Source organism: Falsiroseomonas ponticola (genome assembly GCF_016805305.1).
In the GTDB taxonomy this organism is placed as follows: domain Bacteria; phylum Pseudomonadota; class Alphaproteobacteria; order Acetobacterales; family Acetobacteraceae; genus Falsiroseomonas; species Falsiroseomonas ponticola.
Map to the genome: position 1 here is coordinate 217,723 of NZ_JAERQN010000010.1, position 23,138 is coordinate 240,860.

Consider the following 23,138-nt stretch of genomic DNA (forward strand, 5'->3'; position numbering starts at 1 on the left):
AACACGCGGCGCGGAGGATGCGATGCCTGTCTCGCTCACCGTCTGCGGTGCCGCCCGCACCGTTACCGGCTCCTGCCTGCTCTTCGACTCGGACGGCACGCGCTTCCTGGTGGATTGCGGCATGTTCCAGGGGCCGAAGACGCTGAAGGCGCTGAACCACGAGCCCTTCCCCTTCGATCCGCGTGGCATCGACTTCGTGCTGCTGACGCATGCGCATATCGACCATGCGGGGCTGCTGCCGAAGCTGGTGAAGCAGGGCTTCCGCGGCCGCATCCACGCGACGCCCGCCACCACCGACCTCTGTTCCGTCATGCTGCCCGACAGCGGCCATATCCAGGAGACGGAGGTGGAGCAGCTGAACCGCCGCAACCGGCGCCGCGGGCGCGACGGGATGCTGGCGCCGATCTACACCGCCGCCGATGCGGAACGCGCCATGGGCGCCTTCAGCCCGATCGAGCCCGGCGCCTGGCTGAAACCGGGGAAGGGCATCCGCGCGCGCTGGTGGCCGGCGGGGCACATGCTGGGCGCCGCCTCCATCGAGATCGAGGTCGCGGGCCCGCCCGCGCTGCGGCTGCTCGTCTCCGGCGATATCGGCCCCGATGCGGGCGGCCTGCAGCAGGGGCCGGAGGCGCCGGCGAGCCTCGACCATGTGATCTGCGAGAGCACCTATGGCGACGAGGATCGGCCCGCCGTGACGCCGGAGGCGCGCCGCGCGGAACTCGCGAAGCTGGTGCGCTGGGCGGCGGAGCGGCAGGGCACGATGCTGATCCCGAGCTTCGCCGTGGAGCGCGCGCAGGAAGTCGTCTTCGACCTGGTGCGGCTGATGCAGGAAGGGCTGGCGCCGCGCGCGCTGATCCATATCGACAGCCCGCTGGCCAGCCGCGCCACGCGCATCTTCACGCGCCATGCGGACACGATGCCGGAAGGGGCGGCGATGCGCGATGCGCTGGCCTCGCCCCTGGTGCGGCATGTGCAGGACGCCAATGAAAGCCGCGAGCTCGCGCGCGCGGAGGGCTTCGGCATCGTGCTGGCGGGCAGCGGCATGTGCGATGCCGGGCGCATCCGCCACCACCTGAAGCAGCACCTGCACGAGGCCAATGCGCTGGTCACGCTGGTGGGCTACCAGGCCAGCGGCACGCTCGGCCGGCTGTTGCAGGATGGCGCGCGGCGCGTGCGCATCCAGGGCGAGACCTTCGGCGTCGCCGCGCGCATCGCCATGATGCAGGGCTATTCCGGCCATGCGGATGGGCCGGAACTCGGCCGCTGGATCGCGGCGCGCGGGCCCATCGCCGGCAGCGTCTTCCTGGTGCATGGGGAGGAGGAGGCGATCGAGGGCCTGGCGAAGCGCGTGGAGGGCAGGGGCATCGTGCCCGCCGACCGCATCCTGCGGCCCGTGCTGGACCAGTCCTACACCCTGGCGCCCGGCGCCGCGCCGGTGGCGATCGCCGCACCCGGAAGGCGGGGCGATGCCGCTTCGGTCGGCCGCCCCGACTGGCACAATGCCCGCGCGGCGCTGCTGCTGGGCATCGAGGATGCGATCGAGCGCGCGCCCGACGAGGCTTCCCGCAACGCGCTGCTGGAGCGGCTGCGCCAGGCGCTTCAGTAGCGCACCACCGCCTTCACCGCCGCGTTGGTCTGGGGGAGGGAGGCGATCTCCGCCACCGTCACCGGCTTGAAGGGCGGGCGCAGGCGATAGGTGCCGGCCTGTTCCGGCGTGATGACGCGCGCCTGCGCCACCAGCTCCGTCACCGTCAGGTTGCAGAGCCTGCCCTGGCACGGCCCCATGCCGCAGCGGAGGAAGGCCTTGAGCTGATTCGGCCCGGTGGCGCCGCCGGCCACGGCCTCCCGCAGCTGGCCGGCCGTGATCTCCTCGCAGCGGCAGACGATGGTGCTGTCCTCCGCCGGGATGCGGTCCGCGGTGGCGGGGCGGTAGAGCGCGTCGAGGAAGCCGCGGCCGCGGCCGAGCTTCTCCAGCGCCGCGCGGATGGGGGCGGCGCGGCGGTCACGCTCCGCCGCGTCGATGCGGCCCAGGCGATGCGCGGCGCCGAGGGCGGCGAGCGTGCCCGACTCCGCCGCGCATTCCGCCCCCGCGATGCCGCCGCCATCGCCGGCGATGGCGACATCCGCGACGCTGCTGAGGAGCCACTCGTCGCGCTTCGGCACCCAGCAGAGCTGCGCCTCGTCCCAGTGATGCGCGCAGCCGATGGCGTTGGAGATGACAGTGTTCGGCACCACGCCCTGGTGCAGCAGCAGCACATCGGCCTCGATGCGCTGCGCGGCGCCGCCGGCGGTGAAGGTGACGGCGCGGAGCCGGTCATCGCCTTCCGCCTTCAGCCCCGTGACGCCCGCGATGCGCCGCGGCCCGCCGCGCGCCTTGGCCAGCAGCGCCAGGCCTTTCCCGAGATAGGGGGAGCGCAGGAAGCCGAGTGCATGGCGCAGCGCGCCGGCGCGGTTGGCGCCGGGCGTCGTATCCAGCACCGCCGCGATGGTGGCGCCCGCGGCGCGGAGCTGCGCGGCCACCAGCAGCAGCAGCGGCCCCGTGCCGGCCAGCACCACGCGGCCCTGCGGCACCAGCCCATGCGCCTTCAGCGCGATCTGCGCCGCGCCCGCCGTCAGCACGCCGGGCAGCGTCCAGCCGGGGATGGGGAAGGGGCGTTCCATGGCACCCGTCGCGACGATGACCTGGCCCGCGAAGACCGGCCGCGCCTGACCGGCGATGGAAACGCCGAGCTCGATCTCCGCATGGCGGCCGGGCTCGTCGCCCGAAGGCAGCAGGCTGAACAGCTTGGCGCCGGGGGCGTAGTCCACGGCGGCGGCCAGGAAGCGCTGTGCGATGGGCAGGCCGCGCCAGTAATCCTCCCCCAGCACGGCGCGGTCGGTCACCGGCGTGGTGGTGATGCCGCGATGGATCTGGCCGCCGGGGGCCATGTTCTCATCCACCACCAGCGTCGCGATGCCGAGGCCCGCGGCGGCGATGGCGGCGGACTGTCCCGCGGGGCCGGCGCCGATGATGACGAGGTCGTAGCGCGCGTCGAGCTGCGCCGCTTCGGTGATGCGATTCATGGCGCGACCGCCTTTCGCGCGCCGGCCTGGGTTTCGACGCGCATGCCCTCCTCCAGCGCCACCAGGCAGCCCTGGCGGTTGCCGGTGCCGTCGATGGTGACCAGGCATTCGAAGCAGACGCCCATCAGGCAATAGGGCCCGCGCGGCGTGCCCTTGGCCGGCGTCGCGCGGCAGGTGGCGATGCCGTTGGCGAGCAGCGCGGCGGCCACCGTATCGCCGCGCCGCGCCGTCAGCGGTGCGCCATCGAAGGTGAAGCGAAGCGTCTCCGCGGGGGAGTCAGGCAGCCTGCGGAACATGGAACCTCGTGCCGCTGAAACAGGAAAGCTCATCCGCCAGCGCGCCGGCCTGGATCTGCGGCGCCAGCGTCAGCGCATGCGCGGCCGCCAGCGTGACGCCGGAATGGCAGGTGACGACGAAGGCGCCGGGGGCCGACTTCGACTGCGCATAGATCGGGAAGCCGTCCGGCGACATGACGCGGGATGCCGACCAGGTGCGCACGACATTGAGGTCACGCAGCAGCGGAAAGCCGCGCATGGCGCGTTCCGCCATGACGGAGATGACGGGGTTCGTCACGACCGTGTCGAAGCCCGCATCCTCCTGGCTGTCGCCCATCATCACGCCGCCCTCGTCGGTCTGGCGGATGGTGCCCATGGGGTAGTGGAGGAAGGGCGCGACCTTCTCCGTCACCAGCACCTGGCCCTTGGAGGGAATGACCGGCGCATGGAGGCCGACCATCGGCGCAAGCCTGGCATTGCCGAGGCCCGCCGCCAGCACCACGCGCGCGCTGCGCGCCTCGCCCCAGGCGCCGGTGATGCGGAAGCCGCCATCGCGGACCTCGATCGAGTCGACGACGCTCTCGGGGCGATAGGTCACGCCGCGCTTGCCGTTCGCGACATGCAGCGCGCGGAAGAGCTTCAGCGAATTCACATGGCCATCGGCCGGCGAATAGATCGCGCCCACCACATCCGGCCCGATATCCGGCAGCATCCGCTTCGTGCCGGCATGGTCCAGCACCTGATAGGGAATGGCGGGCGCGCCGGGCTGGGCCTGCAGGCGCTGGATGTAGCGCGTGCGCGCCTCCATCTCGTCATCGGAGAGGCAGAGCGCGAAGCCGCCGGGGCGCTGGTGCACCACGTCGATGCCGGTCTCCTCCCGCAGATCGGCCGCGAATCCCGCCCAGCGTTCGGAGGAGCCGTAGGACCAGGCCGAATATTGCGGCATGCCCATGCCCTTGGACTGCACCCAGACCAGGGCGAAATTGGCGCGGGAGGCGCGGCGCGCCACATCGCCCTCATCCAGCACCAGCACGCGGGCGCCGAGCCGCGCCAGGCCGTAGGCCATGCAGGACCCCACCAGCCCGCCACCGATGACGGTGACATCGGCCTCCATCTGCCATTCCCCTTGCATCCCGGGCGCAGCATAGGCGGCGCGCCACGGGGCGACCAGGGAAGCCCCGCCCCGCAAGCGGCGCCTTCACGGCGGTTGCCCGGTGTGTGTAGCCTGTATCCCACAGGCAGGCGGGGGATGGGACAATGCGGATCACGCGACGCGCGATGGCGGGGCTGCTGCCCGCGGTGGCGATCACGGGCGGGGCCTCCGCCCAGGCGACGTGGCAGCCGGGACGGCCGCTGCGCATGCTGGTGGGCTTCCCGCCCGGCGGGGCGGCGGACATCCTGGCGCGCAAGCTGGCGGACAGCCTGACCCAGGCGCTGGGCCAGGCCGTGGTGGTGGAGAACCGGCCCGGCGCCGGCGCGCAGCTGGCGCTGGATGCGGCGGCCAAGGCGCAGCCGGACGGGCTGACCATGTCGCTCTCCCCCATGGGCCCGCTGGCGGTGAACCCGGCGCTGACGCCGGGGCGCCTGCCCTACAACGCGGCGGAGGATTTCACGCCGCTGATCCATGTCTGGGACCAGCCCAATGTCATCGTTGGCGGGCTGGACGTGCCCCAGGCCTGGCCGGCCTTCGTGGAATGGCTGCGGCGGCGGCCGGAGGAGCCCTATGCCTCGGTCGGGCCGGGGTCATCGAACCACCTGACCGGCGCGCTGATGTCCCGCGCGCTGGGGCTCAACCTGCAGCACATCACCTATCGCGGATCGGCGGCGGCGCTGACGGCGATCATGGGCGGCGAGATCAAGCTGTTCGTGGACAACGTCACCACCACCATCCCCCTGGCGCGGGAGGGACGGGTGCGCGCCATCGCGGTGACGACGGCGCAGCGCAGCGCGGCGCTGCCGGATGTGCCGACCTTCGCGGAGCTCGGCCTGCCGGAGCTGACGGTGTCCTCCTGGCAGGTGGTGGTGGGGCCGAAGGGCCTGCCGCCGGCGGTGGTGGCGCGGCTGAACGCGGAGCTGAACCGCGCCATCCGCACCCCCGACGCCATCGCCTGGATGCGCAGCCTGGGCGCGGAGCCCGTGGGCGGCACGGCGGAACAGGCGGCGGCCATGCTGCGGACGGAGCGCGAGCGCTGGGCGCGCCTGATCCCCAGCATGGGCATCACGGTGGACTGAAGCCGGGTGGCTGCCGTCAGCGATAGATCCCGCCGCGTCAGCGATAGATCAATGTCGGCAGCCACAGCACCATGCCCGGCCAATAGGTCACCATCGCCAGGCAGATGAAGAGCGGGATGAGGAAGGGCGCGCAGGCCTTCGTCGTCTCCTCGAAGGTCAGGCCGGAAACGCGCGCCAGGATGTACAGCACCATCCCCACAGGTGGCGTCAGCAGGCCGATCATCAGGTTCAGCACCATGATCAGCCCGAAATGCACGGGATCGACGCCGATCGCGGCCATCAGCGGCAGCAGCACCGGCACCAGGATGGTGATGGCGGCGATCGTCTCCAGGAAGCAGCCGACGACCAGCAGCAGGATGTTCACCAGCAGCAGCACCAGGATCGGGTTGCTGGTGATGGACAGCACCGCGCCGGCCACTTCCTCCGTCACCCGCGTGGTGGTGATGAGCCAGCCGAAGATGGAGGAGCCGGCGACGATCAGCAGCACCACCGCGGTGGTCTCGATCGTCTCCATCGTGACGCGCATCAGGCCCCGGAAGCTCAGCGTGCGGTACACCACCATGCCGAGGATCAGCGCGTAGAAGGTGGCGGCGATGGCGGCTTCCGTCGGCGTGAAGGCGCCGCTCGTCATGCCGCCGACCAGCAGCACCGGCGTCATCATCGGCAGGAAGGCACGCTTGGCGGTATGGCCGAGCCGCGCCCAGCGGAACTCCGCATCCCGGTCGAAGCCCCGGACATGCGCGACCCAGGCGACGGAGGCCATCAGCGTCAGCGCCATCAGCAGCCCCGGGATCAGCCCCGCCGCGAAGAGCTGGCCCACGGAGGTGTTCGCGCTGACGCCATAGATCACCATGGGCAGGGAAGGCGGGATGATGGGGCCGATGGTGGCGGAGGCGCCGGTCAGCCCGACGGCGAAGGGCAGGGGATAGCCATGCTCCTTCATCGCCTTGATCTCGATATTGCCGAGCCCGCCGGCATCCGCGACCGCCGTGCCCGACATGCCCGCGAAGATCACGGACCCCACCACGTTCACATGGCCGAGCCCGCCCTTCAGCCAGCCGACCAGCGCGGTGGCGAAGCTGTAGATGCGTTCCGTGATGCCCGCCGAATTCATCAGGCTGCCGGACATGACGAAGAAGGGGATGGCGAGCAGCGGGAAGCTGTCCACGCCACTCGCCATGCGGTGCAGCACGACGAGCGGCGGCACCGACTGGTCGAACCACACATAGATCAGCGAACCGGCACCGAGCGCGACCGCGACCGGCACGCCCAGCAGCATCAGGCCGAGGAAGCCCGCGAAGAGGATCCAGGTCATCGCGCCGCCCTCACAGGTGCACGCCGCCGAGGGAGGGATCGTCCACGCGATCCGGCTCCCCCCGGCGGAAGCGGAGGATGGCGGCCTGCGCGGCGCGCGCCGTGGTCAGCACCAGGCCGACCAGGATGGAGAGATAGACCCAGGAGAGCGGCCAATCGATCACCACCATGGGCTGGTACTGCATCGCCTCCGCCACCTGCCAGCACAGCCAGCAGAGGATGGCGTAGAAGCAGACGGCGAAGAGGTTGGCGGCCAGGAACATCCAGCGCCGCTGCGCCGCCGGCAGCATGGTCGGCAGGAATTCCACCGCGATATGCGTGCCCCGCCGCGCCGCCATGGCGCTGCCGGTGAAGGTCAGCACCATCAGGATGTAGCGCGCGATCTCCTCGGTCCAGGCGATGCTGTCGTTCAGGATGTAGCGGCTGAAGAACTGCAGGAACACCACGCCCGCCAGCGCCCAGAACAGGATCACGGAGATCCAGTCCTCCGGCGCGAGGTCCGCTTTCTCCTCCGGCGCATCGGCCACTTCCTGCGTCAGCGCGACGAAGAGATCCTCGTCATCGGTGCCTTTTGGCTGCACGAATTTACTGCTCCCAAGGACGTGGTTCGACCCTATCATTCCGGCCAGCACAGGGAGGAATGACAACATGTCCAGGATCGAACGATTGGAAATCCTGCAGGTGGACCTGCCGCCCAAGGTGGCGCGCAGCGATGCGATCCAGTCCTTCGCGACGCAGGAAACACCCATGATGCGCATCACCGACAGCGATGGCGCGACGGGCATCGGCTACAGCTACACCATCGGCCAGGGCGGCTCCTCCATCATCGCGCTGCTGCGCGACCATCTCGGCCCCATGCTGCTGGGGCGAGACGCCGACTGCATCGACGCGATCTGGCATGACCTCTTCATGAAGACGCATGCGCTCAGCGTCGGCCCGCTCGTGGCGCTGTCGCTCGCCGCCATCGACACGGCGCTGTGGGATCTGCGGGGGAAGAAGACCGGGCTGCCGCTGCACCGGCTGGCCGGCGGCGCCAAGCCGCGCATCCCCGTCTACACGACCGAAGGCGGCTGGCTGCATATGAGCCAGGCGGAGATCGTGGCGGATGCGGAAGCCGCGCGCGGCCAGGGCTTCGCCGGCACGAAGATCAAGGTCGGCCGCGCCACGGTGCAGGAGGATATCGCGCGGCTCTCCGCCGTGCGGCGCGTGGTCGGCGACGGCTTCCAGATCATGACCGATGCCAACCAGGGCTTCACGGTGGCGGAGGCGATTCGGCGCGCCGGCGCCTTCGAAGCCGCGGGCCTCGACCTGGCCTGGTACGAGGAACCCCTGCCGGCGGAAGACGTGGAAGGCCATGTCCGGCTTTCCGCCGCGACGCGCATTCCCGTGGCGGTGGGGGAGAGCCTGTATCACCCCGCGCAGTTCCGGGACTACCTGGCGCGCGGCGGCTGTTCCATCGTGCAGGTTGATGTCGCGCGCATCGGCGGCATCACGCCCTGGCTGAAGACCGCGCATCTGGCGGAGACCTTCAACGTCCCGGTCTGCCCGCATTTCCTGATGGAGCTTCACCTGCCGCTGGTCTGCGCGGTACCGAACGGGGCGTGGCTGGAGCACATTCCGCAACTCGATGACATCGCGGCGAGCCGCGTGGTGGTGAAGGATGGCTTCGCCGCGCCGCCGGAGGCGCCAGGCAATGGCATCGAGTGGGACGAGGCGGAGATCGCGCGGCGGCAATCCTTCACGCCGATCGTGCTCCGCTGAGGCGGGTGCCGGGCCGCGGGGCCCGGCGCCCTTCATCAGCCCGCGCGGGATGCGATGGCCTGGAGGCGGTCGTAATGCTCCCGCGTCCAGCCCGCGCCCGCGGCGCTGTCATTGTGCAGCGGCTGCGCCACCGCGCGGAAGGCGGCGCGGTCCGGGCGCTGCACCGTCTTGCCCTGGGCGGTGAACCAGTCCGGCAGCACCAGCTCCGCCTGCCGGATCTCGTTGGTCGCGCGGGTGGAGGCTTCGCGCAGCACCTCCGTGAACACGCCCTTGTCGGCATCGTTCAGCCGCCGCCAGGTATTGCCGGAGACGATGGTCAGCAGGCTTTCCGTGATATGCGCGGTCAGGGAGATGTGGCTCTGCACCTCGTAGAACTTCTTGGCCTGGATGGTCGGCAGCGGATTCTCCTGCCCGTCCACCGTGCCCTGCTGGAGCGCCAGATAGACCTCGGCGAAGGCGATCGGCGTGGCATTGGCGCCGACGCTGCGCGTGAACATCAGGAACAGCGGCGCCTGCGGCACGCGCAGCTTCATGCCGCGCATATCCTCCGGCCGCATCACCGACCGGTTCGCGGTGACGTGACGCTCCCCGTAATAGGTCAGCGCCAGCGCCTGGTGGTTGGTCTGGCGGCTGTAGCCCGCCATCATGTCGCGCAGCAGGTCGCTTTCCCGATACGCCATGAAGTGCTCGAAATCCCGCAGCACATAGGGCGCGTTGGTGATCGCGATGGGGCGGTAGGTGGCGCCGGCGAAGGCGACGCCTGTGTAGATCATGTCCACGGTGCCGAGCGCGAGGCCCTGGTTGATCGTGGGTTCGTTGCCGAGCGCGGAGGCCGGGAAGACCTCGATCGCCCAGCGATTCTGCGTCCGCTGCTGGATCTGCTGCGCGGCCCAGAGGGCCTGGGTGTGATAGGCCTCGTTCGTCTCATAGACATGCGCCCAGCGCAGCCGCGTCTGCGCCTGGGCGGCACGGCCGAGCAGCGCCGGTGCGGCGATCGCCGTGCCGAGCAGCACGCGGCGGCTTGTGATGATGGACATTCGGCAACCTCCCACAGGCACCGGTTGCGCCCGGCGCGTCGTTCCGGGGGGAGCATGGAGAGGTTCGGGGCCGCGCCGCAAGCCCGCCGTGCGGCAGCGGGGTCGCTACCAGCCGGTGGCGAGCAGCGCCTCCACCGCCGCGCGGCCTGGCGCGGCATCCCAGCCGCTGCCGGCGGCGGCCTTCAGCGCGGCCGCGGCGGTGGCGAAGCGCGCGGCCTGCGGGACGGGCGCGCCCTCCGCGATCGCCAGCGCATAGGCGCCATGGAAGACATCGCCGCAGCCCGTGGTGTCCACCGCCTGGACGCGCGGCGCGGGCAGGGGATGCGCGGCGCCGTCCCGCCACCAGAGGCTCCCGGCCTCGCCCAGCGTGACCGCGAGCACCGCGTCGAAGCGCGCGGCGACGGCAGCGAGGCCCGCGGCGGGATCCTCGATGCCGGTGAATTCGCGCAGGCCGCGTTCGGAAAACAGGATGTGGTCCGCCATCGGCGCCAGGCGGTGCAGCGCCGCGCCGGCCGCGACCTCCCCATCCAGCACGCGGGGGATGCCCATGGCGCGGGCCAGGGTGAAGGCATGCGCCGCGCCATCGGGCCAGCGGGGATCGGCCATCACCGCCGCCACGCCCTGCAGCGTGAAGCGCGGCGCCTCCACCAGGCCCTCGCCGGGGAAGACGGCCAGGATGCGCTCGCCCTCCGGGTCCACCAGCACGGCGGAGTTGGGGGTGATGCCGCCTGGCGCCACCAGCTCCGGCAGGTGCCGCACGCCCCGCGCCGCCAGCCCCGCCCGCAGCCATTCGCCCGCGGGGTCGTCGCCCGTGCGCCCGACCCAGAGCGCATCGCCGCCGAGCCTGGCCACGGCGACGGAGGCCGTCGCCGCCATGCCGCCGCCGACATCCTGGTAGCCCGCCGCGACATACTTCCCCGGTGCCGGCGGCAGGCGCGGCATGCGGTAGGTACGGTCGAGCGCGGCCATGCCGATGCAGGCGATGCGGGGGGCGGTCATGGCGCGGACGATGGCACCCGGCCGAGGGCGCCGGAAGACCGGTTGGCGCCCCGGCGTGGATGTGGCACCTTCCACATATGCCCCGCCGCCCCTCCGGCGCCCCGTCCAAGGCGGAGCGCCATCGCAGCATCCTCGCCGCCCTCGCCACCGACCCCACGGTGCGCATCTCCGCCCTCGCGCTGCAATTCGGCGTGGCGGCGGAGACGGTGCGCCGCGACATCGAGGAGCTGACCAGCCAGGGCGCCGTGCGCCGCACCTATGGCGGCGCCAGCGTGGTGCATGCGGGGCTGCAGCCCGAGCTTTCCTCCCGCGAGACGATGGCGGTGGCAGAGCGCGCGCGGATCGGCGCCGCGGCGGCCGCCATGCTGGCGCCGGGTGCCGTGGTGATGCTGGACGCCGGCAGCACCACCGGCCATGCGGCGCGGGCGCTGGCCGCGCGCGGCATCGCGGTGACGGTGCTGACCAACAGCCTGCGCGCCGCGCAGGACCTGGCGGACCACGCCCGCGTCATGCTCTGCCCCGGCGATGTCAGCGGGGCGGAGCAGGGGGTCTATGGGCCGGAGACCGGGGCCTTCCTCTCCCGCTTCAACGCCGATGTCGCCCTGGTCGGGGCGACGGGCCTGACGGCGGAAGGCCCCTGCGATGCCAATAGCCGCGCCGCCTGGGTGAAGCGCGCCATGCTGGCCCGCGCCACCCGCCGCATCCTGCTGGCGGATTCGGAGAAGTTCGGGCGGGAGGTGCTGGAACGCATCTGCCCCATGGCGGAACTCACCGACCTCGTCACCGATCGCGCGCCCGACGGCGCCCTGGCGCGGGCGCTGGCGGAGGCCGGGGTGGCGGTGACGGTCGCGGGGCGTTGATCCCCGAAATCCTATTTGACCATCCACATCGAACGTCGTACCTGCCACAGTCATCGAACCGTCACGGAAACGCCCCCTGTCCCTCGCCCCGCCCCCGCTGAAGCTCTCGCAGGTCGCGCCCCGGGCGCTGGCCGGGCTGCGCTGGGTGCTGGCCGATATCGACGACACCATCACCACCCATGGCCGCCTGGACGCGGCCGCCTACACCGCGCTGGAGAGGCTGCGGGATGCCGGCATCGCCGTGGTGCCCGTCACCGGCCGCCCCGCCGGCTGGTGTGACATGATCGCCCGCTTCTGGCCCGTGGCCGCCGTGGTCGGGGAGAATGGCGCGCTCTGGTACTCGCTGGACCACGCCGCGCGCCGCATGCGCCGCTGGCAGGCGCAGCCGGAAGCCGATCGCCTGGCCCGCCGCGCCACGCTCGATGCCCTGGCGGCGCAGGCGCTGCGGGACGTGCCGGGCAGCGCCATCGCCGCCGACCAGCCCTTCCGGCTGTTCGACGTCGCCGTCGATTTCGCGGAGGATGTGGGCCCGTTGGAAGCCGGCGCGGCGGAGCGCATCGCCGCCATCTTCCACGCCGGCGGCGCGGCCGCGAAGGTCTCCTCCATCCATGTGAATGCCTGGATGGGCGACTGGGACAAGCGGGCGGGGGTCGAGAACCTGTTCGCCACGCTGTGGCAGCCGCTCGATTCGGTGCTGGACCGGGTTGCCTTCCTGGGCGACAGCCCGAACGATGCGCCGATGTTCGGCCGGATCCCGCTTTCCGTGGGCGTCGCCAATGTGGCCCCCTTCCTGCCGGGCATGGCCACGCCACCCGCCTATATCGCCAGCGCCGAGGGCGGCGCCGGCTTCGTCGAATTCACCGAGGCCGTGATCGCGGCCCGCAAGCACCAGGAGAGGAAACAGACGCCATGAGGAAATTCGCCCCCGCCGCGGGCTTCGCGGTTGCGCTGATGGCCTCCATGCCCTGGACGGCCTCCGCCCAGGGCGCCGCCTGCGGCTTCCGCGGCTCGCTCGACGATGCCTATTGCGACGAGAACCGCGACATGGTGGCCGACGTGCCGCGCGAGGCATCGCGCCTGCGCGATCCCTCCACGCTGGTCTTCGCCTATACGCCGGTCGAGGATCCCGCCCTCTATGCCAGCCAGTTCCGGCCGCTGCTGGAATACCTGACCAGCTGCACGGGCAAGCGCACCGTCTATTTCCAGGTGACGTCCAACGCCGCGCAGGTGGAGGCGATGCGCTCCGGCCGCCTGCACATCGCGGGCTTCTCCACCGGCCCCACCGCCTTCGCCGTGAACCTGGCCGGCGCCGTGCCCTTCGCCATCAAGGGCAACGAACAGGCCTTCGAGAGCTATCGCGTCGTGATGATCACGCGCGCCGACAGCAACATCCAGAACCTGACGGACCTCAAGGGCCGCCGCGTGGCGCATACCTCCGCCACCTCCAACTCCGGCAATCTGGCGCCGCGCGCCTTCTTCCCGGGCCTCGGCCTGACGCCGGACACGGATTATCGCGTGGTCTATTCCGGTGGCCATGACCGCAGCGTGATGGGCGTGAATGCGGGCGACTACGATGCCGCGCCGGTGGCCTCCGACGTCTACAACCGCATGATCGCGCGCGGGCAGGTGCGGCGGGAGAATTTCCGCGTGATCTGGGAAAGCGACCCGTTCCCCACCAGCAGCTTCGCCCTGGCCCATGATCTGCGCCCTGAACTCGCGCAACGCATCCGCCAGTGCTTCTACGATTTCCGCTTCCCGGAAGCGATGCGCCGCGACATGGGCGGCAATGACCGCTTCTGGCCCGCGACCTATGCCCAGCAATGGGCGCCGGTGCGCGCCGTGGCGGATGCCGTGAACGCGCCCTACAACCGCGCCGCCTTCGATGCCGAAAGCCGTCGCGAGTTGGAGGCCGAGCAGCGCCGCCAGCAGCAGGCGCCGGCCGCCGCGCCGCGGGTGCAGTAACCATGTCCGCGCGCCACGGTCTGTCCATCAAGGGCCTCGTCAAGGAATACGTGCCCGGCAAGCCCGTGCTGCGCGGCATCGACCTCGACCTGGCGCCGGAGGGGATCACCGCCATCATCGGCCCCTCCGGTACCGGCAAGTCCACGCTGATCCGCTGCATCAACCGGCTGGTGGAGCCCACCCGGGGCGAGATCACGCTGGGCGGCGAAAGGCTGACCGGCATCACCGGCGGGCAGCTTCGCCTGGCGCGGCGCCGCATCGGCATGGTGTTCCAGGAATACAATCTGGTCGAACGCCTGACGGTGATGGAGAACGTGCTGTCCGGGCGCCTCGGCTATGTGCCGCTGTGGCGCGCCTGGCTGCGCAAATACCCGGCCGAGGATATCGCGCTGGCCTTCGAACTGCTGGACGCGGTCGGCCTGCCGGACCATGCGACGCGGCGCGCCGATGCGCTCTCCGGCGGCCAGCGCCAGCGTGTCGGCATCGCGCGCGCGCTGATGCAGCGGCCCGCGCTGCTGCTGGCGGATGAGCCGACCAGCTCGCTCGACCCCAAGACGGCGGTGGAGATCATGGAACTGCTCGCGCGCCTCACCCAGGCCGCGAACGTCCCCGTCGTCATCAACATCCATAACGTCGAACTCGCGAAGCGCTTCGCGCAGCGCATCGTCGGCATGGAAGGCGGCCGCGTGGTCTTCGACGGCCCGCCGGAGGACCTGCAGCCCCACCACCTGCGCCAGATCTATGGCGGCGAGGATTGGCTGTGAGCGCGACCCTGACCGCACGCGAAGCCTTCAAGCCCAACTGGACGGCGCGGCTCGGCCTCATCGCCGTCGCGCTCTACAGCCTCTACGCCATCGGGCAGCTCGACATCTCCTGGGCCCGCCTCTCGGTGGGGTTCGGGGAGGCCGGGCGCTTCCTGGCGCGCATGGTCCCGCCGAATTTCGCGCGTTGGGAATTGCTGCTGGAAGGCATGATCGAGAGCCTGCAGATCGCGGTGCTGGCGACGGTGCTGGGCATCATCATCTCGCTGCCGCTCGGCCTGATGGCGGCGCGCAACCTGGCGCCCTGGTGGCTGTCGGCGCCGATCCGCGGCGTCATCGCGGTGTGCCGCAGCCTGCACTACGTCATCGTCGCGATCCTCTTCGTGAAGGCGATCGGCTTCGGCGCGCTGGCGGGCGTGGCCGCACTGACCGTCGCCTCCATGGGCTTCGTCGCGAAGCTGTTCGCGGAGGCGGTGGAGGAGATCAGCATGAAGCAGGTGGAGGCGATCCGCGCGACGGGCGCCGGGCCCGGCGCGGTGCTGCTCTATGGCGTGCTGCCGCAGGTGGCGTCGCGCTTCATCGGCTTCTCGCTCTACCAGCTCGACAGCAACCTCCGGAACTCCACGCTGGTCGGAATCGTCGGCGCGGGCGGCATCGGCGGCACGCTCTTCGCCGCCTTCAAGCGCTTCGACTACGACTTCGTCTGCGCCATCCTGCTGGCCATCATTGCGCTGATCTTCGTGGCCGAGCTTGTCTCCGGCCGGGTGAGGGCCGCGCTGCGATGAACGCCCCCATGGACGCGACCATGAAGCCGCTCATGCGGGAATGGACCTACCTGACCCCGGCCGAGGCGATCGGCCGCTGGCTGGTCTGGCTCGCCGTCGTTGCCGCCACGGTCTGGGCCGTGCGCAGCATCGACATCATCCCGGAATTCCTGATCGACGCGCCGGAACAGATGGCGGACCTGCTGGTTCGCATGTGGCCGCCCGATGCCGCGCATTACTATCCCGATGTCCATGCCGCGCTGATCGAGACGCTGCACATCGCGACGCTCGGCACCATCCTGTCGCTGTTCCTGGCGATCCCGATCGCGCTGCTGGCGGCGCGGAACATCTGCCGCATTCCCGTGCTGAACGTGACGGCGCAGCTGGTCCTCGTCTCCTCCCGGTCCGTCAATTCGCTGGTCTGGGCGCTGATCTTCGTCGCCGTCTTCGGCCCGGGGCCGGCGGCCGGCACCTTCGCCATTGCCTTCCGCAGCATCGGCTTCGTCGGCAAGCTGCTGGCGGAGGCGCTGGAGGAGACGGCGCCGGGGCCGCTGGAGGCGCTGACCGCGGCGGGCGCGCCCTGGGGCAGCCTGATGCTCAAGGGCGTCTGGCCGCAGGTGCAGCCGGCCTTCTGGGGCATCGCGCTGTTCCGCTGGGACATCAACGTCCGTGAATCCGCGGTGCTCGGCCTGGTCGGCGCCGGCGGCATCGGCGTCGTGCTCGATGATGCCATCAACTTCTTCCAGTGGGACCGCGTTGCGACGGTGCTGCTGGCGATCCTCGCGGTGGTGGTGGTGGCGGAAATCGTCGTCACGCGCATCCGCTCAAGGCTGATCTGAACCCCATGGCTGACACCTTCGACCTTCTCGTCATCGGCGGCGGCATCAACGGCGTCGGCATCGCGCGCGATGCCGTGGGCCGGGGGCTTTCCGTCTGCCTGGTGGAGCGTGGCGACCTCGCGGGCGCTACCTCCTCCAACTCCTCCAAGCTCATCCATGGCGGGCTCCGCTACCTCGAGCATTACGAGTTCCGCCTGGTGCGGGAGGCATTGGCCGAGCGCGAGGTGATGCTGAAGATCGCGCCCCACATCGTCTGGCCGATGCGCTTCGTCCTGCCGCACCGGCCGGAGATGCGGCCGCGCTGGATGATCCGGACGGGCCTGTTCCTCTATGACCACCTGGCGCGCCGCGTCAGCCTGCCACCGGCCGAGGGGCTCGACTTCCGCCGCCACGCCTATGGCACGCCGCTGTCGGAGAAGATCGCCGCCGGCTTCGCCTATTCCGATTGCTGGGTGGAGGATAGCCGCCTGGTGGTGCTGAACGCGAAGGATGCCGCGAAGCGCGGCGCCGATATCCGCGTCCGCACCGCCTTCGCCGGCGCGGAACGCGATGCGGAGGGCTGGACCGCGCGGCTGCGCGGCGCCGATGGCGGCGACACCGCGGTGCGGGCGCGGGCCATGGTGAATGCCGCCGGCCCCTGGGTGCTCTCGGCGCAGGATGCGGCGCATGCGAAGCCCGCGGGCAGCGTGCGGCTGATCCGCGGCAGCCACATCGTGGTCCCCGCGCTCTATGACGGCCCGCAGGCCTATATCCTGCAGAATGACGACCGCCGCGTTGTCTTCGTCATCCCCTACCAGAGCCGCTTCTCCCTGATCGGCACGACGGATGTGCCGCATGAGGGGGATGCCTCGACGGCGCATTGCACGGCGGAGGAAGCCGAATACCTCTGCGCTGCCGTCACGCGGCAGTTCCGCAAGCCGGTCACGCCGGCCGATATCGTCTGGTCCTATGCCGGCGTCCGGCCGCTCTATGACGACGGGGCGGACAATCCCTCCGCCGTCACGCGCGACTATGTGCTGAAGCTGGACACGGAAGCGGCGCCGCTGCTGTCCATCTATGGCGGCAAGATCACCACCTATCGCCGCCTGGCGGAGGAAGCGGTGGAGAAGGTGGCGCATGCGCTCGGCCGGGACGCGAAGGCCTGGACCGATACGGCGCCGCTGCCCGGCGGCGATTTCGGCGGCCGGGACCTGGCGGCGATGGAGGCCGACCTGGCGGAGCGCTATCCCTGGCTGCCCGCGCCCACGCGCGCCCGTCTGCTGCGCGCCTATGGCACGGAAGTGCCCGCGCTGATCGGCGATGCGGAAGGCTGGCAGGCGCTGGGCCGGGATTATGGCGCGGGCCTGACGCAGCGGGAGATCGACTGGCTGGTGCGGGAGGAATGGGCGCGCACGGCGGAGGATGTGCTGTGGCGCCGCTCCCGCCTCGGCCTGCACATGACGGCGACGGAACGGGACGCGGTCGCGGCCTCCATGGGCGGCTGATCAGCGGCGATAGAAGCCGATCAGCCCGGCGATCATCCCGCCTTCCTCGTCATCCGGCAGCAGCACGTTGTCGGGCACGCGCAGCCCGCAGGCGCGCAGATGGGCGAGCAGGGCGGCGGCGATGGCCTTCGGGTCATGCCGCCGCGCGAAGCTGCCCTGGAAGCCCGTGACCTTGGCGATGGTCAGCGCCGTCGCCTTGCGGGGGCGGTGGACGCCGCCGCGGTTCGCATCCACCTTCTCCGTCGTGCTGCCCAGCAGGCTGTTGGACCGGCGATCCACCGGCATGGTACGCACCAGCAGCCAGCCGCGCCGCGCCGCCGCCGTTTCCGGGAAGAGGTGATCGACGGCGAGCTTGCGGCCGGCGACCTCGGATGCCGGCGCTTCATGGCCCAGCTGCTTCACGAAGGCGGCCCAATAGGCGGCGTAGCGGCCATCGCCCTCCGCCTTGTCCTCCGGCCGGACCCAGAGCTGCGGCCGGGATCTCGCATCGTGGCGCATCAGCGCCTCGGTAGGCGACGTGCCGGGCAGGGGGGACCAGCGCCCGCCGCCGCCGGGAAAGCCCGGCTCCGCCAGCTTCTGCACCCAGCTCATATCCGGCAGCGCGATCCAGGCCAGCGGCATGCCGACCGCGCTGTCGAGCCCGAGCCAGGCATCGAGGAGGTCCTGCCACTGGCTGCGCAGGAAGGTCGCGTAGTCCATGGCGGGACGCCCCCAGGTCGGTTCCGTATCGTTGCGGCGGCCGCGAACTGCCGGTAGCGTTTCCCGCATGAAACGCATCCGGGACCTGCTGTTCGGCGCCTCGCTCCTCATCGCAGGCTTGCTGATCCTGATCGTGGCGTCCACCGTCGTCGCCACCGGCTTCGCCGCCGCCGTGCGGACGGTGATGCCGTACAGCGCGGTCCGGGCGCTGGAGATCGATCCATCGTCGCTCACGGCCCGGCTGGTTGACTGGGCCATCGCGGTAGGCCCGTCGGGCAGTTCCGATGGGTCGCAGGCGGCCGATCTCCGATCCGACGGGCAGGGGGAGCGCGAGCGGCGAAGCGCGATGGGCGAGGCCGACGTCATCGACCAGTGGATGGACGCCTGCAAGCGGGCCGTGCAGGCCCTGCTGCCACGAGACGCCCAGGCCCCGACGCTGGGCACCAGTTTTCCCGAACTGGATCGCATCGCCCGCACGGTCTTCCTGGAACGCGTGGGCGCGGCGCAGCGGGCCGAGACCTCCTACGCCGAGTTGCAACTCTTCACCTGGCTGTCGATCGGGCTCGGGCTGCTGACGACGGTGCTGGTCGCCTTCAGCGCGACGGAGTTCGGGCGCGGCGATGGGCGCGTGGCGCGCGGCATCCGCGTGTTGGCCGTGATCTTTCCCGCCGTCGGCACCAGCCTGGCCGCCATCGCGGCCTTCTATGCGCCGCGCGAGGAACTGGCGCGGTCTTCGCAGCTCCTGGCGACCCTGCGGCAGGCGCATGTGCAGATCGCCATCGACCTGCCGCGGATCGCCTGCCCGACCGACGCGGCGACGCGCACGGCCTATCTGACCGCCATCGGCGGCTGGAACCGGCGCTTCGAGGAGGCGCGCGCCGCGGCGGAGGCCGCGGCGCTCTCCGCCATCGATCCGAGCCGGCAGTCGGGGGGCGGGCGCGGCAGCGACCAGGGCACCAACCGGACGACGCCGCCGACGCCGCAGTGACGCCCGGCCTCCAGGCGTCGGCGTGGCGCCCTGTCGCGATCAGTACCGCTTGTAGCTCAGGAACTTGCCCGTCATCGTGATCTTCACGCGGTCGCCCTTCTGGTCGGGCTGCCGTTCCAGGATCATGTCGTAGTCGATGGCGGACATGATGCCGTCGCCGAACTCCTCATGGATCATCTCCTTCCAGCTCGTGCCATAGACCAGCACCAGCTCGTAGAAGCGGTAGATCAGCGGGTCGGTCGGCGGCATGGGCTGGGCGCCGCGATAGGGAATCTCGCAGAGCGTCGCGGCATCCTCCTCATCCAGCTCCAGGATGTCGGCGATGCCCGCCGCGTGGTGCGGCTCCGCGCTCATCTGCCCCATGCACAGCGCGCAGGTCCAGACGGGGGACATGGCGATGCGGTTGGCGATGTCGGCCCATTTCAGGCCCTTCGCCTTCTTGATCTTCAGGATCTTCTTGCCGAGCTCGGTCTTGGCGTCGTTCACGGGGCTCTCCCTGGTTCAGGCAGCGGGTCGCAGTTCCGGCACCGCGCGCGCGGACCATCCGGCGGGCGGGTGGCGCGCATCGAATTCGCGCGACCGGGTGATGAGGAAGTCGAGCACATGGTCCCGCAGCGCGTGGTAGCCGGGCATGTGGTGCAGGCTGGCGCGGGTGCGGGGGCGGGGCAGGGTGTTCACCACCACCTCCGCGATCCGCGCGCCGGGGCCGTTCGACATCAGCAGGATGCGGTCCGCCAGCAGGATCGCCTCATCCACGTCATGGGTGATCATGAAGCCGGTCTGCCCGGCTTCCGTCACCAGGCGCGACACCTCCTCCTGCAGCGCGCCGCGCGTCAGCGCATCGAGGGCGGAGAAGGGTTCGTCCATCAGCAGGATCTTCGGCTGGATCGCCAGCGCGCGGGCGATGCCGACGCGCTGCTTCATGCCGCCCGAAAGCTGCGCGGGCTTGCGGTCCGCGGCGTGGGACAGGCCGACGCGGCCCAGCGCCTCCCGCGCCGCATCCTCGCACATCCGGCGGTTCCAATGCGGGTTGCGGCAGGACAGCGCGAAGGCGACGTTCTGCGCCGCCGTCATCCAGGGCATCAGCGCGTGGGACTGGAAGATGACGGCGCGGTCGAGCGAGGGGCCGCTGACCTCCCGCCCCCCCACGATCAGCGCGCCGTCATCGGGCGCGTCGAGCCCCGCGAGGATGTTGAGGATCGTCGTCTTGCCGCAGCCGGAATGGCCGACCAGGCAGACGAATTCGCCGCGGCCGACGCTGAACCACACATCCTCGAACACCGCGGTCGCGCCGAAGCGCCGCGCGATGCCCTCCACCTGCACATCGGGCCGTTCCATCAGGGACGCGCTCATCGCGCTCACTCCGCCCAGGCGACGGCGCGGGCGAGCAGCCCGAGCAGCCGGTCCAGCGCCAGCCCCACCAGCCCGATCATCAGGATGGCGATGACGATGTCGGCGATGGAGAGGTTGTTCCACTGGTTCCAGACCCAGTAGCCGATGCCCGTGCCGCCCACGAGCATCTCCGCCGCCACGATCACCAGCCAGGCGATGCCGATGGAGATGCGCATGCCCGTCACGATGGTGGGCGCGGCCGCCGGCAGGATGATGCGCGTCGCCGTCCGCCACGGCCCCGCTTCCAGCGTCCGTCCCACATTCAGCCATTCGCGCCGGACGCTCGCCACGCCGAAGGCGGTGTTCAGCAGCATCGGCCAGATGGAGCAGATGAAGATGACGAAGACGGAGCTGATCGAGCTGTCCTTGATGGAGTAGAGTGCGAGCGGCATCCAGGCGAGCGGCGAGACCGGCCGCAGCACCTGGATGAAGGGGTTCAGCGCCGCGTTCAGCAGCGGCGACATGCCGATCGCGAAGCCGAGCGGGATGGCGACGATCGCGGCCAGGCCGAAGCCCGCGCCGACGCGGGCCAGCGAATAGGCGATCTGCACGCCGATGCCCTGGTCATTCGTGCCGCGGACATAGAAGGGGTCGCGCAGCAGCTCCCACAGCCGCTTCGCGATGTCGCTCGGCGCCGGCATGGCGGTCTGCCCGCCCGTCGCCGCCGCCTGGCCCATCAGCGCCGCGTATTCGGGATCGACCGCCGGGCCGGATGCGGTGGTGGCGGCGCGGATCGCCGCTTCCCAGCCGCCGAGGAAGACGGCGAGGATCAGCAGCGACAGCGCCGCCGCACGCCAGAACGGTACTGGTGCCTGCATGGGATCAGCTGCGGATCGCGCGCTCGGTCCAGCCAGCCGGGTTCGCCGGGTCGAAGGTCCGGCCCATGATGGTTTCGGTGCGCAACGCGCTGCCGGGCACGGGCAGGCCGAGTTCGCGCATGGCGCGCCCGGCATCGAGCGCGAGGAACACCTGGCTCGCCACCTGCGCGTAGTCCACATCCTGCCGCAGCTGCCCCCAGCGGCGCATCTGCGTCAGCATCCAGATCGCCATGGAATGCCAGGGGAAGGGGTCGAAGCCGATGCGGTCCGGCACGCGGCGCACCTGGCCGAGCCCATCCGCATAGGTGCCGGTCAGCACCTGGTTCACCACCGTCTCCGGCTGGTTGAGGTAGTTGGCGCCGCTGATCGCGGTCGCGACCTCTCGCCGGTTCTCGGGCTTGGCGGAATAGGCGGTGGCCTCCACGATCGCGCGCATCAGGGCGGCGAAGGTGTTGGGCGCTTCCGTGATCATGGCGCGCGGCACGGCGAAGGCGCAGCAGGGATGGCCATCCCACAGCTCCTTCGTCAGCAGGTGGATGAAGCCCACGCCGTCGAAGACGGCGCGCTGGTTGAAGGGATCGGGGCCGAGGAAGCCGTCGATGTTGTCGGCGCGGAGATTGGCGACCATCTCGGGCGGCGGCACGGCGCGGATCTGCACGTCGCGATCGGGATCGATCCCGTTCTCCGCGAGGTAGTGGCGCAGCAGGTAGTTGTGCATGGAGAAGTCGAAGGGCACGGCGAAGCGGAAGCCGCGCCAGTCGCGCGGGTTGCGCCGCTCCCGGTGCTTGGTCGCCAGCGTGATGGCCTGGCCGTTGACGTTCTCGATCGCGGCGACCGCGAAGGGGATGGGCTGCGCCACGCCGACGCCGAGCGACATGGCGAGCGGCATCGGGCTCAGCATATGGGCGGCATCGAATTCGCGGGCGATGGCGCGGTCGCGGATCACCGCCCAGCCGGCGGCGCGCACCACCTCCACGTTCAGCCCGTGGCGCTGATAGAAGCCCATGGGATGCGCCATGATGATGGGCGTGGCGCAGGTGATGGGGATGAAGCCGACCTTGAGGTCGCGCTTCTCCGGCTGGCCGGCCGGCTGGGCCAGCGCTTCCTTCGCGGCATCCAGCGGGAAGACGGAGGCGAGGGCCGCCAGCACCGTCGCCGCGCCGAAGCGCTCCACCAGCGCGCGGCGGGTCGGGCCGTGGCGGAAGGTGGCGCGCAGCACGGCACCCTCCGCCACCTCCGCCATCGCCTGCTCGGCGGAGGGCGCGGCGCCGGCGCATTCCATCGCGCTGCCATGCTGGCCGCAGCCGCAGCGGTTCAGGCGCGTCTTCGGGTCGAGCGGATTGGCGGTCAGTCGGCGCATGGGGGAGGCTCCCTGGGTCCTGCCGCCGGTTGCAACCGCCGTGCCGCGCGCGCGCATGGCGGGATTCGACGCCATCGGACCGGAGGCGGCGACGCGGATGCCCAGGAAGTAGGCAGTCCGGTCGCATTGCATGCAGCATGGCGCTGGCATCCGGCCGCGCCCGCGCGTTAGCCTCCCCTGGCTTCAGGAGGCACGGCCATGGCCCGTATCACCCTTCCCCTTCTCGCCCTCGCGGGCGGCGTGGCGCTGGCGCCCGGCCAGGCGCGCGCCGATGCCATCGATGGCCATTGGTGCAGCGACGGCGGGCTGCGCCTGACCATCCAGGGGCCGAACCTGCTCTCCCCGGGCGGGGCGCGCATGTCGGGCGATTATGACCGCCACGGCTTCAGCTACACCGCCCCGGCCGGGGAGCCGGGCGGCGGCGGGCGCGTCGATCTCCGCCTGATGGGGGAGAATGCGGTGCGGGTGCAGGCGGCGAACGGCCCGATCGAGCCGGTGTGGCGCCGCTGCGGCCCGCCGGTGTCCTGAAG

The 23,138-nt window shown here is 71.0% G+C and carries 24 protein-coding genes; 12 read left to right on the forward strand and 12 right to left on the reverse strand.

Annotation, left to right across the window (positions count from 1 at the left end; genetic code table 11):
- The first annotated feature begins 22 nt into the window (after positions 1-22).
- On the forward strand, positions 23-1,606 hold the full coding sequence (locus tag JJI54_RS24875; protein WP_203076107.1) for an MBL fold metallo-hydrolase: 1,584 nt from the start codon (positions 23-25) through the stop codon (positions 1,604-1,606).
- Here the strand turns inward: JJI54_RS24875 and JJI54_RS24880 are convergent.
- From JJI54_RS24880 to JJI54_RS24890, 3 genes are read right to left on the reverse strand one after another with little or no spacing between them, the layout of a single operon-like run.
- Complete coding sequence (locus JJI54_RS24880) at positions 1,600-3,063, reverse strand: FAD-dependent oxidoreductase (RefSeq protein WP_203076108.1); 1,464 nt, start codon at positions 3,061-3,063, stop codon at positions 1,600-1,602. The two genes, JJI54_RS24875 and JJI54_RS24880, sit on opposite strands and share 7 nt — an antisense overlap.
- Positions 3,060-3,359 carry a (2Fe-2S)-binding protein gene (locus tag JJI54_RS24885; RefSeq protein WP_203076109.1) on the reverse strand — a complete coding sequence of 100 codons (300 nt, stop codon included), beginning with the start codon at positions 3,357-3,359 and terminating at the stop codon, positions 3,060-3,062. Before JJI54_RS24885 ends, JJI54_RS24880 begins: the two co-directional genes overlap by 4 nt.
- Positions 3,340-4,452 (reverse strand): NAD(P)/FAD-dependent oxidoreductase, encoded by a 1,113-nt coding sequence (locus JJI54_RS24890; protein WP_226382073.1) that lies wholly within the window; start codon positions 4,450-4,452, stop codon positions 3,340-3,342. Before JJI54_RS24890 ends, JJI54_RS24885 begins: the two co-directional genes overlap by 20 nt.
- Before the next feature lie 143 nt (positions 4,453-4,595).
- On the opposite strand from JJI54_RS24890, the gene JJI54_RS24895 reads away from it, so the two are divergent.
- Entirely contained in the window at positions 4,596-5,570 is a 975-nt protein-coding gene (locus JJI54_RS24895; protein WP_203076111.1) for a Bug family tripartite tricarboxylate transporter substrate binding protein, read from the forward strand.
- Positions 5,571-5,607: 37 nt separating this feature from the next.
- On the opposite strand, the gene JJI54_RS24900 is transcribed toward JJI54_RS24895, so the two are convergent.
- Positions 5,608-6,885: a TRAP transporter large permease gene (locus JJI54_RS24900; protein WP_203076112.1), complete on the reverse strand. Its 1,278-nt coding sequence runs from the start codon at positions 6,883-6,885 to the stop codon at positions 5,608-5,610.
- Positions 6,886-6,895: 10 nt separating this feature from the next.
- A complete protein-coding gene (locus JJI54_RS24905) occupies positions 6,896-7,465 on the reverse strand; it encodes a TRAP transporter small permease (protein ID WP_203076113.1) in 570 nt (189 codons plus the stop codon).
- A gap of 67 nt (positions 7,466-7,532) precedes the next feature.
- Between JJI54_RS24905 and JJI54_RS24910 the strand changes: the two genes are divergently transcribed.
- On the forward strand, positions 7,533-8,645 hold the full coding sequence (locus JJI54_RS24910) for a mandelate racemase/muconate lactonizing enzyme family protein (protein ID WP_203076114.1): 1,113 nt from the start codon (positions 7,533-7,535) through the stop codon (positions 8,643-8,645).
- Between the two features lie 35 nt (positions 8,646-8,680).
- On the opposite strand, the gene JJI54_RS24915 is transcribed toward JJI54_RS24910, so the two are convergent.
- Together JJI54_RS24915 and JJI54_RS24920 are read right to left on the reverse strand one after the other, a co-directional pair.
- The gene (locus JJI54_RS24915) at positions 8,681-9,682 is read right to left on the reverse strand and encodes a sialic acid TRAP transporter substrate-binding protein SiaP (RefSeq protein ID WP_203076115.1); all 1,002 of its coding nucleotides are present in this window, start codon (positions 9,680-9,682) and stop codon (positions 8,681-8,683) included.
- Positions 9,683-9,787: 105 nt separating this feature from the next.
- Complete coding sequence (locus JJI54_RS24920; protein WP_203076116.1) at positions 9,788-10,681, reverse strand: PfkB family carbohydrate kinase; 894 nt, start codon at positions 10,679-10,681, stop codon at positions 9,788-9,790.
- 77 nt (positions 10,682-10,758) lie between these two features.
- Between JJI54_RS24920 and JJI54_RS24925 the strand changes: the two genes are divergently transcribed.
- From JJI54_RS24925 to glpD, 7 genes are all read left to right on the forward strand, one after another.
- Entirely contained in the window at positions 10,759-11,541 is a 783-nt protein-coding gene (locus JJI54_RS24925) for a DeoR/GlpR family DNA-binding transcription regulator (RefSeq protein WP_203076117.1), read from the forward strand.
- 145 nt (positions 11,542-11,686) lie between these two features.
- A complete protein-coding gene (locus JJI54_RS24930; RefSeq protein ID WP_318987578.1) occupies positions 11,687-12,454 on the forward strand; it encodes an HAD-IIB family hydrolase in 768 nt (255 codons plus the stop codon).
- Entirely contained in the window at positions 12,451-13,503 is a 1,053-nt protein-coding gene (gene phnD / locus JJI54_RS24935; protein WP_203076118.1) for a phosphate/phosphite/phosphonate ABC transporter substrate-binding protein, read from the forward strand. The genes JJI54_RS24930 and phnD overlap by 4 nt, the downstream gene beginning before the upstream one ends.
- Positions 13,504-13,505: 2 nt before the next feature.
- Positions 13,506-14,267 (forward strand): phosphonate ABC transporter ATP-binding protein, encoded by a 762-nt coding sequence (gene phnC / locus JJI54_RS24940; RefSeq protein WP_203076119.1) that lies wholly within the window; start codon positions 13,506-13,508, stop codon positions 14,265-14,267.
- The gene (gene phnE / locus JJI54_RS24945; RefSeq protein WP_203076120.1) at positions 14,264-15,049 is read left to right on the forward strand and encodes a phosphonate ABC transporter, permease protein PhnE; all 786 of its coding nucleotides are present in this window, start codon (positions 14,264-14,266) and stop codon (positions 15,047-15,049) included. The genes phnC and phnE (JJI54_RS24945) overlap by 4 nt, the downstream gene beginning before the upstream one ends.
- An 8-nt stretch (positions 15,050-15,057) precedes the next feature.
- Positions 15,058-15,867, forward strand: a complete 810-nt coding sequence (phnE, locus tag JJI54_RS24950) for a phosphonate ABC transporter, permease protein PhnE (RefSeq protein WP_226382075.1) — start codon at positions 15,058-15,060, stop codon at positions 15,865-15,867.
- Between the two features lie 5 nt (positions 15,868-15,872).
- Positions 15,873-17,351, forward strand: coding sequence for a glycerol-3-phosphate dehydrogenase (gene glpD, locus JJI54_RS24955; RefSeq protein ID WP_203076122.1), 1,479 nt, complete (start codon positions 15,873-15,875; stop codon positions 17,349-17,351).
- Here the strand turns inward: glpD and JJI54_RS24960 are convergent, their stop codons facing one another.
- Positions 17,352-18,050, reverse strand: a complete 699-nt coding sequence (locus JJI54_RS24960) for a hypothetical protein (RefSeq protein ID WP_203076123.1) — start codon at positions 18,048-18,050, stop codon at positions 17,352-17,354. It lies immediately after the preceding gene.
- Positions 18,051-18,117: 67 nt separating this feature from the next.
- On the opposite strand from JJI54_RS24960, the gene JJI54_RS24965 reads away from it, so the two are divergent.
- Positions 18,118-19,038, forward strand: coding sequence for a hypothetical protein (locus JJI54_RS24965; protein WP_203076124.1), 921 nt, complete (start codon positions 18,118-18,120; stop codon positions 19,036-19,038).
- A 39-nt stretch (positions 19,039-19,077) separates the two neighbouring features.
- Here the strand turns inward: JJI54_RS24965 and cynS are convergent, their stop codons facing one another.
- The 4 genes from cynS to JJI54_RS24985 are packed head-to-tail and all read right to left on the reverse strand — an operon-like array spanning position 19,078 to position 22,608.
- The gene (gene cynS / locus JJI54_RS24970; protein WP_203076125.1) at positions 19,078-19,524 is read right to left on the reverse strand and encodes a cyanase; all 447 of its coding nucleotides are present in this window, start codon (positions 19,522-19,524) and stop codon (positions 19,078-19,080) included.
- 15 nt (positions 19,525-19,539) lie between these two features.
- Positions 19,540-20,391, reverse strand: a complete 852-nt coding sequence (locus tag JJI54_RS24975; protein ID WP_226382076.1) for an ABC transporter ATP-binding protein — start codon at positions 20,389-20,391, stop codon at positions 19,540-19,542.
- Positions 20,392-20,396: 5 nt separating this feature from the next.
- Positions 20,397-21,248, reverse strand: coding sequence for a nitrate ABC transporter permease (gene ntrB / locus JJI54_RS24980; RefSeq protein WP_203076126.1), 852 nt, complete (start codon positions 21,246-21,248; stop codon positions 20,397-20,399).
- A gap of 4 nt (positions 21,249-21,252) precedes the next feature.
- Positions 21,253-22,608: a CmpA/NrtA family ABC transporter substrate-binding protein gene (locus JJI54_RS24985; RefSeq protein ID WP_203076127.1), complete on the reverse strand. Its 1,356-nt coding sequence runs from the start codon at positions 22,606-22,608 to the stop codon at positions 21,253-21,255.
- Positions 22,609-22,806: 198 nt separating this feature from the next.
- On the opposite strand from JJI54_RS24985, the gene JJI54_RS24990 reads away from it, so the two are divergent.
- Positions 22,807-23,136 carry a hypothetical protein gene (locus JJI54_RS24990; RefSeq protein WP_203076128.1) on the forward strand — a complete coding sequence of 110 codons (330 nt, stop codon included), beginning with the start codon at positions 22,807-22,809 and terminating at the stop codon, positions 23,134-23,136.
- Positions 23,137-23,138 lie beyond the last annotated feature (2 nt).